Here is a 15,041-nt window from a genome sequence, read left to right on the forward strand (position 1 = left end):
CTTGTAAGCGGAATTGCGACACAAAGTAGTTCGATGGACACCTGTCCGCTCGGCCACCTCGGCAGCCAGAGGCTGCAACCCCTCAAATCGCAGCTTTCGCTTCCGTAGAATACTCAGAGCATCCTCAATGAGTCGCAAATTGCTACTTAGCTGGGCTTCTCGATACCCGGAGAAATTATCAGTTCCTTTCGGGGCCCCCATTAACGGATTCTCCCGAGCAGACTAGGTCCGGATACGACCCCAAGTTCGTTTCGTTTGCCGCCTGACAGCATTTCGGCAACAGCAGGAATTCCGACCCCCTTGGCATCGGCCATTGGCTTGATGAGGCTCGCAAAAGCTGCCAATTCGCTGTAGGGCTCGAGGTCAAGAAGCGCGGCATCATCTTCGCGGCCGGCGCGGGCCATGATGATTTGCACATACTTGGTTGCGCGAGCTCTGACCTCGGGAGATTCCAGCGATGGGTAGGCGTTCGAGTCCGCAATCCGCTGAAGGAAGAACTCTGCCGTAGTCGAGTCTCGAGTTATAAGTTGAAGGTGGCGTTTCACCATTTCTGGTTGGTCTGCATGATAGCCCTCATGATGGGGCCCCATACTTTGCATCTTGTCATGCAAAATTTGGGAAGATAGTTGCCAGCCTATAAGTTCTTTTGCATCCAGACTCTGGGAGCGATGCAATGCATCTTTCTGACTTTGCGTCGCACCTTTTCGGGTTACCAAGGCTTGAATTTGCAGAGCAGTCATCCGAATGCGCTCCTTTAACTCATTTTTCTTGGCTGCGATGGCCGGCAAATGGTCGATGCACTTAACCGCGAGGGGACACAAGCCACAGCGTTGCAATCCCCCAGTCCTAACTATTATTTCCGATGGACACTGATTGCCCACCGGGCAGACATGGGTCGGGTGCCAACGTATGACACTGGATGGACTCCGCCGCAGCAATTCAATACTGCTTTCTTCATCGGATGTCAGGTCATTTAAGGACCACAGCGCTACCCCGGGCATAAATCCGAATTCCTGAATCGCCTTATCACGGTCAATTGAAAATGCCGCGCGTACTGAGCTATCAGCGCCTTCGTTATCGATGTACCCCGCACCACTACCGTCGACGTCATAGGCTACATCTTTTAGCCTTGCCTCAATTCTCTCCAACTTACCGACAATCCGAGCTTTAGAAGGAACTTGGTAGTGGTTGGTGGTTACCGTTTGGGTATGCCCTAACTGTTCGGCGATTTCGGAAACCTCAAGGTCACCGTCCTTCAAGGTTGCATAGGTGGACCGCGTCGCATGCGGCGTATGTACCGTGACAAACTTTACCTTACAGAATTGAAGCGCATCCTTGTCGCGAGTGGTATCCAAAAATGAGCCGCTTGCATCAACTGCGGGCTCAATCGTAACCAAACCAAGCTTCTCCCGGTAACCATCTACACCCCGGAAAGCATTGTTATAAAAATCCTCAAACCCTGTCAGTAACTGGAGCCACCTCACGCTGTAGGTGTTGTCGCCAAATGGCATCATGCCTTTATATGAGCGAAACAAGGGCACAATTGGGTCGAATCTGGAGTTTTTCCTACCTTCATACAGAACTGCCTCATCTACATCCAAATCGGCAACTGCTGCCTGAAAATAAGATTCAGCGAGAAGGCTACGCCGCACCCGCCACGAGACATACGTTGTCCAAGGTTCATCACGAGATTTGTCGGTATTGACCAGAAGAAGGGTGAAGCTCTCAGGCGGCTCCCAAGTATGTAGAAGACCTATTTGCGTATCCACTCTACTTACTGAATCCCAGGCAAACCTGTCTAGCCACTGTACATTCTGTCCGCGGAGCCCTGTCTCCACCATGGTGAGAAGCATTCGAACGATGGTGAGATGCGGCATATTCAGCACCATGACCCGATTTTCGCCATAATTCAGCCGGCATCCCTTCACATAGATACCAGCAAGCCCTTCTGGATTCGCCTGAATTGAGCGTCTGGCTACCGGATAGATGCTCGGAATCCAACGAATAGGTAGCACCTCTCCTCGGTAGCGCACGTACGGAACATACCCCCAGGCAGCAGTGTTATAGCCATACACCTCACCAAAGGGCAAATTCTTAAATCTATCGGTGCTATAGGCACTTTGTTGCAGGTATTCACCAAAAGCTTCTAGGGCTTGGCAATAGAATACTAAGAGTGGGAACACGTCCTCTGCAAAAGGTACTTTATTGGTTTTGGTTCTTGCTGAGGACTTAACACGGTCAAAGTCGAGGCGAATTGGGTTCACCATCTTCTTTCCAGCAATCAGGTCGTTATCCTCAAATGCGGTGATAACAAACTGAAAGAAGCGCTGCCAATGCCCAAGCATGATGTTTTTCCCATCAGGCAGTGGCCGACGTAAATGCAGTAACTCAACCAGGGTTTTGGGCAGCACCACATCATGGCCGCCTTGCTCACTGTGAAAAACCGTTCGCGATACGAAAAGGTATCGAGCAAAGTGCTTAGGCGCCGATGGCAACTCAACGGAATTTTCTATGTGAGTCTCATTCCACCAAGGCAAGTACATCAGCACATAGTCAACCAACATGTGCAGACTCATGCGGACCTCTTTATCGGTCTCGTAATTGGCTTCTCGGTGCGCAATCCAAGCATTCATGGCCGCAAACCATAACCGGCCCATTTCTTGAATTGGGATGTGCTCACGGCCTGGGTAGGGAGTTGGGGTTTGTAGCCAATTTTCCTTACGAAAATCGGTGGTACGACTCCCCGCCAATGACTCAAAGTAGCGCTCCGGAGCATCAGAGTCTCCGCTAGCTGCGATTTCCCGCAAATTCAAGATGAACGGCGGCTCACCCCGGTTTGCTCTTCGATTTTGGGCCATCTGATTGTTCTTTTGCCGCCGTATCGCAATCAGTTCCGGAGTCTCAACTCGCTCCCGTTTATGTCCATGTACTCGCATCCCGGCAAAGTTTTTCGGGTCACACCTGAATTCATCAAACGGCATCAGTAAAAACTGCGAAGAAGCTTGCCACATCATGAACTGATGCCGTAGCTCCCGGGACAGAAGGTTCGGTGCCAATGACTCAAGAGCATATAGGAATGGCAACACAGCCAACGCACTTCCCGTTGCAGCGAGTTCCGGGGCATGCCGGACAACTGATTGGGTTACTCGCGCCAAGTCATCAATGGAAACATCGCTCACATCCCTCCAATCCGTAGCAGAAACCAAGGAGGCGATTCGCCGGGAGCCTCGTTCCGGTAAATCTGGGTCGTCGCGAAGAGCCTTGTATGCTTGCAAGACTAGGGGCCGCACTCGAACTGCCTGGAATTCAGGAAACTCTTCTTTGGAATAGTCTTGATGTGCCGGCAGCAATATTGCTGCGTTGTAGGACAAATCTAGTAACGCAAGATTAACTGCTTCGCGTATCCGTGCCCATTCTCGATAATTTGTTGTATGCGGGAACCCAAGAGTTGCTGCCAGTGCGAACAAGTCCTCAGAGGGGTTAAATATGGCCTTCTTAACCTTACCCCAAACCAACCCCTGTACATCTATTAACTGGCTTTCCAAGGAACACAGCGGTTGTGGCTGCGGCCATGATGGATATGCCGAGAGGGCCATTTCAGAGGCTGCTGCGCGTAATGCAGACGTAGCCAATGGAAAAAACTTCTCGGGCTTAATAGCTAGTTGAATTTCACTCGATTCGTTTATCACCGGCGCGCTCTCGATGTGATTTGAGCATCCGTAAGCAACCGGGATGCGATTGCCGGCGGCAACCCTGTCATCGAATCTTGATGCGCCATCATTGCTTGGTCATGTCGAACAAGCTTTTCCATGAGCTTAGCTGGTCTTGGACGAGCGTATTTTCTTGTTGAATTGATGTCTTCATGGCCCATCAAAAGTTGCACTTCAGCCTCAGTCAAGCCAGGCATAAGCTGACCAGGCACATTGAAATCGTTCAGCATATGCATCCCGTAGGCATGTCGAAGGGAGTGCACTGTCATGACATGTTCAGGGGCAAATGGAGGCCCCTTGATTCCGGCACGAATAACTGCCGCCGTAAAAGCTTCATTCAGAGTTGAATCAGCCGCCTCGCGCAACGGCTTTCCCGCATGCTGGCCACGAAGATACTGGAACACAAAATTATTCCCATCCACTGGCAACACATATTCTTGCTGTCGGTATTGCAGCAAAAACTCGAAGAACCAACTACGATAGGGCTGCCGAAGGTAGGTCCAAGAAACTACGCGGCCCTTGAACCTTGAGAATCTCTCGTCTTCAGGCAAATCTCGGCCATATCGCGTGTAATCTGGGTCGAGCACGTAAACCGTTTCGTTCTCAAAATCGATGTGCTCCCACTCGAGATTGAGTGCCTCCGAGCGACGTATGCCGCTAGCGGCCAACAACGTCCACAAGGCCTTATCTCGCCAAGAGAAGGTCGCCTCCAGAAGCTTAGGAAACTGCGCCATCGGAAACTCAAGCAGCTCGAGGTCCGCCTGCTTTTTCCGCTTGCGCCCGCCCGACAATCCTCTTGGGCGCGACAATTCACTTCCTCTAAAACGAATTACACCGCCTAACATTGACGATTGCTTGATGTGTTGAACCTCGGCTCGAGACAGCATTGATGCGCCGTCAATGGCTTCAAGCAAGGGGGTGTAATCGAGTGTGCTGGCCTCGACCAGCTCTTTGGTCACACCACCGCGCAGCATCGCGATTTCGCGGGCTTCGTTTTCCAGCATGGCACATAACCGCAAGAAGCGATTAAGGGCAGCCAAGGTGTTGTCCCAACTGCCGGGCTGGAGCGCACGAATCTCCAATCGATTAGCGACTCGCTTCAGTGCGGCTTCTCGTTGCCTAAGCTCGTCTGCCACGCCCGTTACATCCCGCTCGATAGCAGTGGCCCCCAGAGAGATGTTCTCTCCATGCGAAAGGAGCAGAAGGTAGTAGTCGATGGCCTGGTTGACTGCACTTCGCGTCACAGGCCCCTTGCCGAGAATTTCAACCTCGTAGAGGTAGTCTATAAACCTGGAGACAACAATGGCATAACGCCGTCTTGTTGCAAAGGCATCGCCTGCTATCGAGCGACAAAACTCGTCAAAGACGGGAACAGGAAACCCATCACAATCCGTGAGGCGCCAGCTTACTTTGCCGACGACGACAACCTCTTCCCTTTTTACATTCTTTAAAGACATAAAGCGCTCCCTTGTGCACCGTTATCTTACGCAGATAAAGATGCACAAGGCAAGCGCCTTAAAAACTTAGCAAAATCTAGGGAGTTATCCGCCCTTCGGTCGGATTAAAAGTGCACAAAACGCACCCTTAGATAAGAACCCCTGTCCAGAACGCCTCCAGATTGCCGGAATTACAACCATGCTTCGAATTATGGGGGCGGGGTGGGGGTTTTTCAAGCCGCGGTCGCGAAATATCAGCGCCCGCACCATGCCCGCATGCCGCCGCGATCAAAACTGTTGCGCAAGCGTTCGGTTGCCGACAGCGTCGAGCGCACGCGCAGGGTGGTGCCGTCGAACAGCACGTCGAAGCGGGCCGGTTCGCTCCAGTCGTCGCAGTAGCGCCATTCCCAGACCAGCTCGTCGCGCGCCTTGAAATAGACGGTCCACGCCGGGACCGGCGGCCCGATGACGCGGACGACCTCTTCCTGCGTCATGCCGGCCCGGATGCGCGCGAAATGCGCCATGGTCAGCACGTTTTCGCGCGAGACGAAGCGCCCCCCGGCATCGCCGCGCACGAAATAGGTATGGAAGCCCATCGCCCCGAAGGGATAGACCAGCGTTTCGCCCCCGTCGGCCTCGCGCCAGCGGAGGGAAGGGATGCCCATGCTCCGTTCGACATCGACCAACCGGGCATCGACGGGAATCCGGCCGGCGCCGTCATGACCCGCGCAGCCGGCGAGCAGGCCGACGAGCACAAGCCAGAGGCCGGCGCGAACCCTCATGGCAAGCGCTTACTCGCGCTCGGCGGCCAGCAACCGCTCGCAGTAGCGGGCGATCAGGTCGACTTCCAGGTTGACCTTGCTGCCCGCTTGCAGACGGTTCAGCGTAGTGTTTTCCAGCGTGTGCGGGATCAGGTTGATGGTGAAATCGGTGCCGTTGACCGCATTGGTGGTCAGGCTGGTGCCATCGACGACGATCGACCCCTTGCGCGCGATGTAGCGGGCGATCTCCTTCGGCGCGCGGATTTCGAGCAGGCGGTTGTCGCCGATCGCATCGAAGCGCAGCACCTCGCCGACGCCATCGACGTGGCCCGATACGAGGTGGCCGCCGATCACGTCGGAAAGGCGCAGGGCCTTCTCCAGGTTGACCGGGCCGGGTTCGGACAAGCCGACGGTGCACGACAGGGTTTCCGGCGAGACATCGACGGCGAAGGTGCTGCCTTCCCTGGCCACCACGGTCAGGCAGACGCCGTTGTGGGCGATGGAGTCGCCGAGCGCGACATCGCCCAGGTCGAGTTTGCCGGCATCGACGTGCAGGCGGCAGCCCACTTCGCGGGGCGTGATTTCGGTAATGCGGCCGACTGCCGCGATGATTCCAGAGAACATGACAGACCCTGTTGATACAAAAAGAGCACTTTATCACGCCGGATTGACCGCCCGCCTTGCGCGAAAATGCGTTTGGCCATAGGTTTTCACCTTTGCGTAATCGATTTACTCAAAGGGAGACAAAATGAAAAAAACCATGCTCGCCGCGCTGCTCGGGGCGCTTGCCACGACCGCCCTGGCCGACATCAATGTCGGCGTGACGCTGTCGGCCACCGGCCCCGCGGCCTCGCTCGGCATTCCGGAAAAGAACACCATCGACCTGCTGCCGAAGAGCATCGCCGGCCAGAAGGTCAATTACATCGTGCTCGACGATGCCTCGGACACCACCACCGCGGTCAAGAACGCCAGGAAGCTGATCAGCGAGAGCAACGTCGACCTGATCATCGGCTCGACGACCACCCCCAATTCGCTGGCCATGGTCGACGTCGCCGCCGAAGGCGAGACGCCGATGATCGCCCTGGCCGCGTCGGCGCGCATCGTCGAGCCGATGGACGCCAAGCGCAAGTGGGTATTCAAGACGCCGCAGAACGACGCCCAGATGTCCACGGCCATCGTCGGGCACATGACCAACAACGCCGTGAAGACCGTCGCCTACATCGGTTTCTCGGACGCCTACGGCGAGGGCTGGTGGAACGAGTTCTCCAGGCTGGCCGAAGTGCGCAAGATCAAGGTCGTCGCCAACGAGCGCTTCAACCGCACCGACACCTCGGTCACCGGCCAGGTGCTCAAGGTGCTGGCCGCCAGGCCGGACGCCATCCTGATCGGCGGCGCCGGCACCCCGGCGGCGCTGCCGCAGAAATCGCTGAAGGAAAAGGGCTACAAGGGCCTGATCTACCAGACGCATGGCGTCGCCAACAACGACTTCCTGCGCGTCTGCGGCAGGGACTGCGAGGACACCGTGCTGCCCACCGGCCCGGTGCTGGTCGCCGCCCAGTTGCCGGCCGACAATCCGGTCAAGAAAACGGCCACCGAGTACGTCGGCAGGTACGAGGCCGTGCACGGCAAGGGCAGCGTCAACGCCTTCGGCGGCTATGCCTGGGATGCCGGCATCCTGCTCGCCAATGCCGCCCCGGTCGCGCTGAAGAAGGCGCAGCCGGGCAGCAGGGAATTCCGCGCCGCCCTGCGCGACGCGCTGGAAGCGACCCGGAATGTGGCCGGCGCGCACGGCGTCTACAACCTGAGCGCCAACGACCACCTCGGCCTCGACCAGCGCGCCCGCGTCATGGTCGTGATCAAGGATGGCGCCTGGAAACTCGCCAAGTAAGCATGCAAGACGCGCCGCCCCCCGGAAACGAGGTGGCGGCGCGTGCTAGACTCCCTTTTTTCCTTTCCGGGGTGAAATCATGATTAAAAAGCTGACCGTCGCCGTTCTCGCCACCTTGTCCACCGCAGCCCTGGCCGACATCAACGTCGGCGTTTCCGTCGCCGCCACCGGCCCGGCCGCCTCGCTCGGCATCCCCGAAAAGAACACCTTCGCCCTGCTGCCGGCGACCATCGGCGGCGAGAAGGTCAATTACATCGTCCTCGACGATGCCACCGACCCGACCGCCGCGACGAAGAACATCAAGAAGCTGATCAGCGAGAACAAGGTCGATGTCGTCGTCGGCTCGACCACCACCCCGAGCTCGCTGGCCATGATGGACGTCGCCGTCGAGAACGAAACGCCGCTGATCTCGATGGCCGGTTCGGCCATCGTCGTCGAGCCGATGGACGACAAGCGCAAGTGGGTCTTCAAGACCGCCCAGAACGATGCCCACATGGCGACGGCGCTGGTCCAGCACATGACCGACAAGAACGTGCATACCGTCGCTTTCGTCGGCTTTGCTGACGCCTACGGCGAAGGCTGGTACAAGGAATTCGCCAAGATCGCCGAAGCCCGCAAGCTGAAGATCGTCGCCAGCGAGCGCTACCAGCGCAACGACACCTCGGTGACCGGCCAGATCCTCAAGATCATCGCCGCCAAGCCGGATGCCGTGCTCGTCGGCGGTGCCGGCACCCCGGCCGCGCTGCCGCAGAAGGTGCTCAAGGAGAAGGGCTACAAGGGCCTGATCTACCAGACCCACGGCGTCGCCAACAACGACTTCCTGCGCGTCGGCGGCAAGGATGTCGAGGGCGCCTTCCTGCCGGTCGGCCCGATGGTCGTCGCCGCCCAGTTGCCGGCCGACCACCCGGTCAAGAAGTCGGCCATGGAATACGTCACCAAGTACGAAGCCGCGCACGGCAAGGGCAGCGTCAGCTCCTTCGGCGGCCACGCCTGGGATGCCGGCGTGCTGCTGCAGAACGCCATTCCGGTGGCGCTGAAGAAGGCCAAGCCGGGTACCGTCGAATTCCGCCGCGCCCTGCGCGACGCGATCGAAGGCACCAAGAATATCGCCGGCGCCCACGGCATCTTCAACCTGACGCCGAACGACCACCAGGGCTTCGACCAGCGCGCCCGCGTCATGGTCACCATCGAAAACGGTACCTGGAAACTGCTCAAGTAAATCGGCTCGCGACCGCGGCGTCGCCCCCCGCTTGCCGTGCGATGGCACGGTCTGCGCGGGCGGCGCCTGGCGGTCGCTGCGCTTCACCGATCCCCAACTGATCCACCACCCAGCGCGTCCAACGCGCTTTTTCTCTTTTCATTAGGTCGCTGATGGACCTCCAGATTCTTCTCCTCCTCGGCCAGGACGGCGTCACCAACGGCGCCATCTACGCGCTGCTCGCCCTCGCGCTGGTCCTCGTCTTCGCCGTCACCCGCGTCATCTTCATTCCGCAAGGCGAGTTCGTCGCCTTCGGCGCGCTGACCCTGGCCTCGCTGCAGGCCGGCCAGGTGCCCGGCACGGTCTGGCTGCTGCTCGGCCTCGGCAGCGCCGTGGCCGTGCTCGACGGCTACCGGCTGGTGCGCGACGGCCGCTACGCCAAGCTGCCGACGCTGCTCATCGCCAACGTCGGCGTCCCCCTGCTCGCCGCCGCCGGGCTGTTCGCCATGCCGCCGAACCAACTGCCGCTGTGGGGCCAGGTCATTCTCGCCATGCTGCTCGTCGTGCCGCTCGGCCCGATGATCTACCGCATCGCCTACCAGCCGCTGGCCAGCGCCTCGGTGCTCGTCCTGCTCATCGTCTCGGTCGCCGTGCATCTGGCGCTGATCGGCCTCGGCCTGCTCTTCTTCGGCGCCGAAGGCTGGCGCACCCCGGCCTTCACCGACCTCAGCTTCGAACTGGCCGGCGCGCCGCTGCAGGGGCAGACCATCCTCGTCGTCGTCGCCTCGGCGCTGCTCATCATCGGCCTCTACTTCTTCTTCGAACGCACCATCTACGGCAAGGCCCTGCGCGCCACCGCGATGAACCGGACCGGCGCCCGCCTGATGGGCATCCCGCCCATCCTCGCCGGCAAGCTGTGCTTCACGCTGGCCGCCGCCATCGGCGCCTTCTCCGGCATCCTGATCGCGCCGATCACCACCATTTACTACGACTCCGGTTTCCTGATCGGCCTCAAGGGCTTCGTCGGCGCCATCATCGGCGGCCTGGCCTCGTATCCCATCGCCGCGCTGGGCGCCGTGCTGGTCGGCCTGCTCGAATCCTTCTCCTCCTTCCATGCCAGCGCCTTCAAGGAAGTGATCGTGTTCACGATGATCATCCCGGTCCTGCTCTGGCGCTCGCTGACCTCGCATCACATCGAGGAGGAAGAGGAAAAGAGCGACGAGACCGTCGGCGGCAACGCCCCCGGCAAGACGGGCACCGCCAGTGCGCTGCGCCGCCACGGGCCGCTGCTCGCCTTCGTCGCCGTGCTCGCCGTCGCCCCGCAGCTGTTGCCGGAATTCTCGGTCACCCTGCTCAACTACATCGGCCTCTACGCCATCGTCGCCGTCGGCCTCGTGCTGCTGACCGGCGTCGGCGGCCTGACTTCCTTCGGGCAGGCGGCCTTCGTCGGCCTCGGCGCCTACACCACCGCCTGGCTGACCACGGTGCACGGCGTGTCGCCGTGGCTGACGCTGTTCGTCGGCCTGGCGCTGACCGCCATCGTCGCCCTGTCGCTCGGCTTCATCACCCTGCGCATGGGCGGCCACTACCTGCCGCTGGGCACCATCGCCTGGGGCATCAGCCTCTATTTCCTGTTCGGCAACGTCGAATTCCTCGGCGGCCACACCGGCATCACCGGCATTCCGGCCGTCTCGCTGGCCGGCTGGGAGCTGAAATCGAGCCGCGAGTTCTTCTACCTGATCTGGCTGGTCGTGCTGCTCGCCATCGTCAGCATCAGCAACCTGCTCGACTCCCGCGTCGGCCGCGCCATCCGGGCGCTCAAGGGGGGCACCGTGATGGCCGAGGCGATGGGCGTCAACACGCCGCGCGAGAAGATCGTCATCTTCCTGATCGCCGCCTTGCTCGCCTGCGTCTCGGGCTGGCTCTACGCCCACCTGCAACGTTTCGTGAACCCGACGCCGTTCGCCCTGAACCAGGGCATCGAGTACCTGTTCATGGCCGTCGTCGGCGGTATCGGCCACGTCTGGGGCGCCGTGCTGGGGGCCGGGGTGATCACCATCCTCAAGCAGTGGCTGCAGGACTGGCTGCCGCAACTGCTCGGCCAGAGCGGCAACTTCGAGATCATCGTCTTCGGCATCGCCATGGTGCTGATCCTGCAAAAGGCGAGGGCAGGGCTGTGGCCGGTCATCCTGCGCCTGCTGCCGGCCCGCGCGCTCAGCCGCAGCGTGCCGCAGGCCGAGCCGCTGCCGCGCCGCCAGCCGACCACCAGCGGCACCGTGCTGCTCGAAGCCAGCGAGGTGACCAAGCGCTTCGGCGGCCTGGTCGCCAACAACAACATGAGCCTGAGCGTGAAGGCCGGCGAGGTCATGGCGCTGATCGGCCCGAACGGCGCCGGCAAGAGCACGATGTTCAACTGCCTCTCGGCGGTCAATCCGGCGACCGAGGGCAAGATCGCCTTCCTCGGCGAATCGACGGCAGACCTGCAGGCCCGCGACATCGCCAAGCGCGGCATGAGCCGGACCTTCCAGCACGTGCGCCTGCTCGGCAACATGAGCGTGCTGGAGAACGTCGCCATCGGCGCCCATCTGCGTGGCGGCAAGGGCGTGCTGGCGGCGGCGCTGCGTCTCGACCGCGCCGAGGAAAACCGCCTGCTCGCCGAAGCGGCCCGCCAGATCGAGCGCGTCGGCCTCGCCGAGCACATGTTCGAGCCGGCCGGCAGCCTGGCGCTGGGCCAGCAGCGCATCGTCGAGATCGCTCGCGCCCTGGCTTCCGATCCCTGCCTGCTGCTCCTCGACGAGCCGGCCGCCGGCCTGCGCTTCAAGGAAAAACAGGCGCTGGCCGAACTGCTGCGCAAGCTGCGCGCCGAGGGCATGGGCATCCTGCTCGTCGAACACGACATGGATTTCGTGATGGGCCTGGCCGACCGCATCGTGGTCATGGAATTCGGTGAGAAAATCGCCGAAGGCCTGCCCGAGGAAGTACAAAAGAACCCGAAAGTGCTCGAAGCCTACCTGGGAGGGGTCGAATAATGAGCATGACCCACCTGCACGACAACGAGGTCATCCTCGACGTCAAGAACCTGCGCGTCGCCTACGGCAAGGTCGAGGCGCTGCACGAAGTCAGCCTGACCATCCGCCGCGGCGAGATCGTCACCGTCATCGGCCCCAACGGCGCCGGCAAGACGACCCTGCTCTCGGCCTTGATGGGCCTGCTGCCGTCGGACGGCGACATCGTCTACATGGGCCACCCGCAGCAGCACGACCGCTCGGTCGAGCACCTCGTCCGCCACGGCATGACGCTGGTCCCGGAAAAACGCGAGCTGTTCGCCGAAATGAGCGTCGAGGACAACCTGCTGCTCGGCGCCTTTGACCGCTACCGCACCGGCCACCGCGACGAGATGGAGACCATGGACGAGGTCTTCGAGCTCTTCCCGCGCCTCGAGGAGCGCCGCGCCCAGCTGGCCGGCACCCTGTCCGGCGGCGAGCGCCAGATGCTGGCCATGGGCCGCGCCCTGATGGCCAAGCCCAAGCTCCTGATGCTCGACGAGCCCAGCCTCGGCCTGGCGCCGCTGATCATCAAGGAAATCTTCCGCACCATCTCGGCGCTCAAGGAAACCGGCGTCGCCATCCTGCTCGTCGAGCAGAACGCCCGCGCCGCGCTGCAGGTATCCGACTACGGCTACGTGCTGGAAACCGGCGAGGTGTCGCTCGCCGGCCCGAGCGCCGAACTGGCCGCCGATCCGCGCGTCATCGAAGCCTACCTCGGACTCGGCCAGAAGCACTGAGGGACCGTGCCGCCGTGCCAGCGAAACGGAACCCGGCGGGTTCCGTTTTCGTTTGTGGCTCGCGGCGCAGGAAACCGGCTGGACTTTATCCAATCATTCGACAATACTCGAATAATGGAAATACCAAATGCCGCCGAACTGCTCGCCGCCCTCGGCCACGAATCCCGCCTGGCCATCTTCCGCCTGCTGGTCGAGGCCGGCCCGGACGGCATCAACGCCAGCGCGATTGGCGAACAGCTGGGCATGGCGCCGGCCACGCTGTCGTTCCACCTGGCGCATCTCAGTCGCGCGGGCCTGATTGCGGGTGAGCGCGCAAGCCGCTTCATCCGCTACTCCGCCAACTACGGCACGATGGATGAGCTGATTGCCTTCCTGACCCGCAATTGCTGCCAGGGCCACGCCTGCCTTCCCAAGACCGCTTGCTGCGACACGACGGAAAAGCGCCGTGCCCGGGCCGGAAAGGAATCCTGATGCCGACGCTCAAGACCGTGCTGGTGCTGTGCACCGGAAACTCCTGCCGCTCCCAGATGGGCGAGGCCATCCTGAACCATGACCTGGCCGGGCTGGTACGTGGCGTATCCGCCGGCACCAGCCCGCAGCCCCTGGTCGCCGAGGGCGCCATCGCGGCCCTGAAGCTGGCCGGGCTGCCCACCGCCGGCCTGGCGCCCAAGAGCGTCGAAGCCGTGATGGATGAAGACATCGACCTGGTGGTCAGCGTCTGCGACAACGCCCGGGAAACCTGTCCCGTCTTCCCGCGTCCGGTGCAGCGCATCCACGTGCCCTTCCACGACCCGCACGGCGAGCCGCTGGCGAGCTTCGTTGCCGTGCGCGACGACATCCGCGCCCGCCTGGTGCCCGCCGTCCGCGCGGCGCTGGGCCTGTGAGGAACTGCCCTGTCGGCGACCCGATGACGCCCTTGGAGACAGAAGCATGGCAACCCGAACCGAAGCGCAAGGCGATTTAGCCCGCTGGTTGGCCGCGATCGTACTGGCCGGCGGCGCCTGGGCATTCGCCTACAGCCATCTCACCGACTTTGCCGATGCGCTGCTCGCACTCCTCGGCCAGACACGCGAAACGCGACTGGGCGAGGCCATGCACTTTTTCCTCTACGACACGCCCAAGGTCTTGCTGCTCCTCGGCGGCATCGTTTTTGTCATGGGCATCGTCCAGACCTTCTTTGCGCCGGAGCGCACCCGCGCGCTGCTGGCCGGCAAGCGCGTCGGCGTCGGCAACGTTCTGGCCGCCGCCCTGGGCATCGTGACGCCTTTCTGCTCCTGTTCCGCCGTGCCGCTGTTCATCGGTTTCCTGTCGGCCGGCGTGCCCCTGGGCGTCACCTTCTCGTTCCTCATCTCGGCGCCCATGGTCAACGAGGTGGCGCTGGCGCTGCTCTTCGGCATGTTCGGCTGGCAGGTCGCGGCCCTCTATCTGGGGCTGGGCCTGTCGGTGGCCATCGTGTCCGGCCTGGTCATCGGTCGCCTGCGCATGGAGCGCCACCTGGAAGACTGGGTACGGGACATCCAGAACGGCCAGGCCGCCACCCATGCCGGCGACGAGCCGGGCTGGGCGGCACGCTTCGAGGCTGGCCGGGCGCACGTCAGGGCCATCGTCGGCAAGGTGTGGCCGTACGTCCTGGCCGGCATCGGTGTCGGCGCGGCGATCCATGGCTATGTGCCGGAAGACTTCATGGCCTCGTTCATGGGCCGGGACGTCTGGTGGGCCGTCCCCGCTGCGGTGCTGCTCGGCGTGCCGATGTATTCCAACGCCGCCGGCATCATTCCGATCGTCGAGGCCCTGATAGGCAAGGGCGCGGCCCTCGGCACCGTGCTCGCCTTCATGATGAGCGTCATCGCCCTTTCGGCGCCGGAGATGATCATCCTGCGCAAGGCCCTCAAACCCCGGCTGATCGCCACTTTCGCCGGCGTTGTGGCAACCGGCATCCTGCTGGTGGGCTACGTGTTCAATCTGGTTTTGTAAGCCAAGGGAGCTTCCGATGAAAAACATCAAGGTACTGGGCACCGGGTGTGCCAACTGCCGGGCCACCGTGGCCCTGATCGAAGCCGTCGCCCGGAAGCGCGGCGCCGAGATCGTGCTGGAGAAGGTCGAAGACCTGCCGGCGATCATGCGCTACGGCGTGATGTCCACCCCGGGTGTCGTCGTCGATGGAAAAGTCGTTCATGCCGGCGGCGTGCCGAGCAGCGAGAAGGTGGAGGCCTGGTTCTAGGGTCGTGGCAAGCGGGCGCAGCGCCCCGGATTGCGGCGCGGCG

At 61.3% G+C, this 15,041-nt stretch carries 12 protein-coding genes and 1 pseudogene; 9 read left to right on the forward strand and 4 right to left on the reverse strand.

Going from position 1 to position 15,041, the window contains the following annotated elements; genetic code table 11:
* Positions 1 to 200 precede the first annotated feature (200 nt).
* The 4 genes from Q0P59_RS05995 to Q0P59_RS06010 form a co-directional block, all read right to left on the reverse strand.
* Entirely contained in the window at positions 201 to 3,689 is a 3,489-nt protein-coding gene (locus Q0P59_RS05995) for a hypothetical protein (RefSeq protein ID WP_295004588.1), read from the reverse strand.
* A complete protein-coding gene (locus tag Q0P59_RS06000) occupies positions 3,686 to 5,167 on the reverse strand; it encodes a site-specific integrase (RefSeq protein ID WP_295004589.1) in 1,482 nt (493 codons plus the stop codon). Before Q0P59_RS06000 ends, Q0P59_RS05995 begins: the two co-directional genes overlap by 4 nt.
* 233 nt (positions 5,168 to 5,400) lie before the next feature.
* Positions 5,401 to 5,928 carry a hypothetical protein gene (locus Q0P59_RS06005; RefSeq protein ID WP_295004591.1) on the reverse strand — a complete coding sequence of 176 codons (528 nt, stop codon included), beginning with the start codon at positions 5,926 to 5,928 and terminating at the stop codon, positions 5,401 to 5,403.
* Between the two features lie 9 nt (positions 5,929 to 5,937).
* A complete protein-coding gene (locus Q0P59_RS06010; protein ID WP_295004593.1) occupies positions 5,938 to 6,531 on the reverse strand; it encodes a riboflavin synthase in 594 nt (197 codons plus the stop codon).
* 124 nt (positions 6,532 to 6,655) lie between these two features.
* Between Q0P59_RS06010 and Q0P59_RS06015 the strand changes: the two genes are divergently transcribed.
* The 9 genes and pseudogenes from Q0P59_RS06015 to Q0P59_RS06055 all read left to right on the forward strand — a co-directional run bounded on the left by Q0P59_RS06015 (position 6,656) and on the right by Q0P59_RS06055 (position 14,998).
* Positions 6,656 to 7,795, forward strand: coding sequence for an ABC transporter substrate-binding protein (locus Q0P59_RS06015; protein WP_295004595.1), 1,140 nt, complete (start codon positions 6,656 to 6,658; stop codon positions 7,793 to 7,795).
* A gap of 79 nt (positions 7,796 to 7,874) precedes the next feature.
* Positions 7,875 to 9,014: an ABC transporter substrate-binding protein gene (locus Q0P59_RS06020; RefSeq protein WP_295004597.1), complete on the forward strand. Its 1,140-nt coding sequence runs from the start codon at positions 7,875 to 7,877 to the stop codon at positions 9,012 to 9,014.
* Positions 9,015 to 9,166: 152 nt separating this feature from the next.
* Positions 9,167 to 10,201, forward strand: a pseudogene (locus Q0P59_RS06025) (branched-chain amino acid ABC transporter permease); the annotation flags it as partial.
* Between the two features lie 60 nt (positions 10,202 to 10,261).
* The gene (locus Q0P59_RS06030) at positions 10,262 to 12,022 is read left to right on the forward strand and encodes a branched-chain amino acid ABC transporter ATP-binding protein/permease (protein WP_295004659.1); all 1,761 of its coding nucleotides are present in this window, start codon (positions 10,262 to 10,264) and stop codon (positions 12,020 to 12,022) included.
* Positions 12,022 to 12,777 (forward strand): ABC transporter ATP-binding protein, encoded by a 756-nt coding sequence (locus Q0P59_RS06035; protein WP_295004599.1) that lies wholly within the window; start codon positions 12,022 to 12,024, stop codon positions 12,775 to 12,777. The genes Q0P59_RS06030 and Q0P59_RS06035 overlap by 1 nt, the downstream gene beginning before the upstream one ends.
* Positions 12,778 to 12,891: 114 nt before the next feature.
* The gene (locus Q0P59_RS06040; protein WP_295004601.1) at positions 12,892 to 13,248 is read left to right on the forward strand and encodes a metalloregulator ArsR/SmtB family transcription factor; all 357 of its coding nucleotides are present in this window, start codon (positions 12,892 to 12,894) and stop codon (positions 13,246 to 13,248) included.
* Positions 13,248 to 13,661, forward strand: a complete 414-nt coding sequence (locus tag Q0P59_RS06045) for an arsenate reductase ArsC (protein WP_295004603.1) — start codon at positions 13,248 to 13,250, stop codon at positions 13,659 to 13,661. Before Q0P59_RS06040 ends, Q0P59_RS06045 begins: the two co-directional genes overlap by 1 nt.
* A gap of 46 nt (positions 13,662 to 13,707) precedes the next feature.
* Positions 13,708 to 14,751 carry a permease gene (locus Q0P59_RS06050; protein WP_295004605.1) on the forward strand — a complete coding sequence of 348 codons (1,044 nt, stop codon included), beginning with the start codon at positions 13,708 to 13,710 and terminating at the stop codon, positions 14,749 to 14,751.
* A 16-nt stretch (positions 14,752 to 14,767) separates the two neighbouring features.
* Positions 14,768 to 14,998, forward strand: coding sequence for a thioredoxin family protein (locus Q0P59_RS06055; RefSeq protein WP_295004607.1), 231 nt, complete (start codon positions 14,768 to 14,770; stop codon positions 14,996 to 14,998).
* The last annotated feature ends 43 nt before the right edge of the window (positions 14,999 to 15,041 follow it).

This window comes from uncultured Dechloromonas sp., from assembly GCF_945957265.1.
Classification (GTDB): Bacteria; Pseudomonadota; Gammaproteobacteria; order Burkholderiales; family Rhodocyclaceae; genus Azonexus.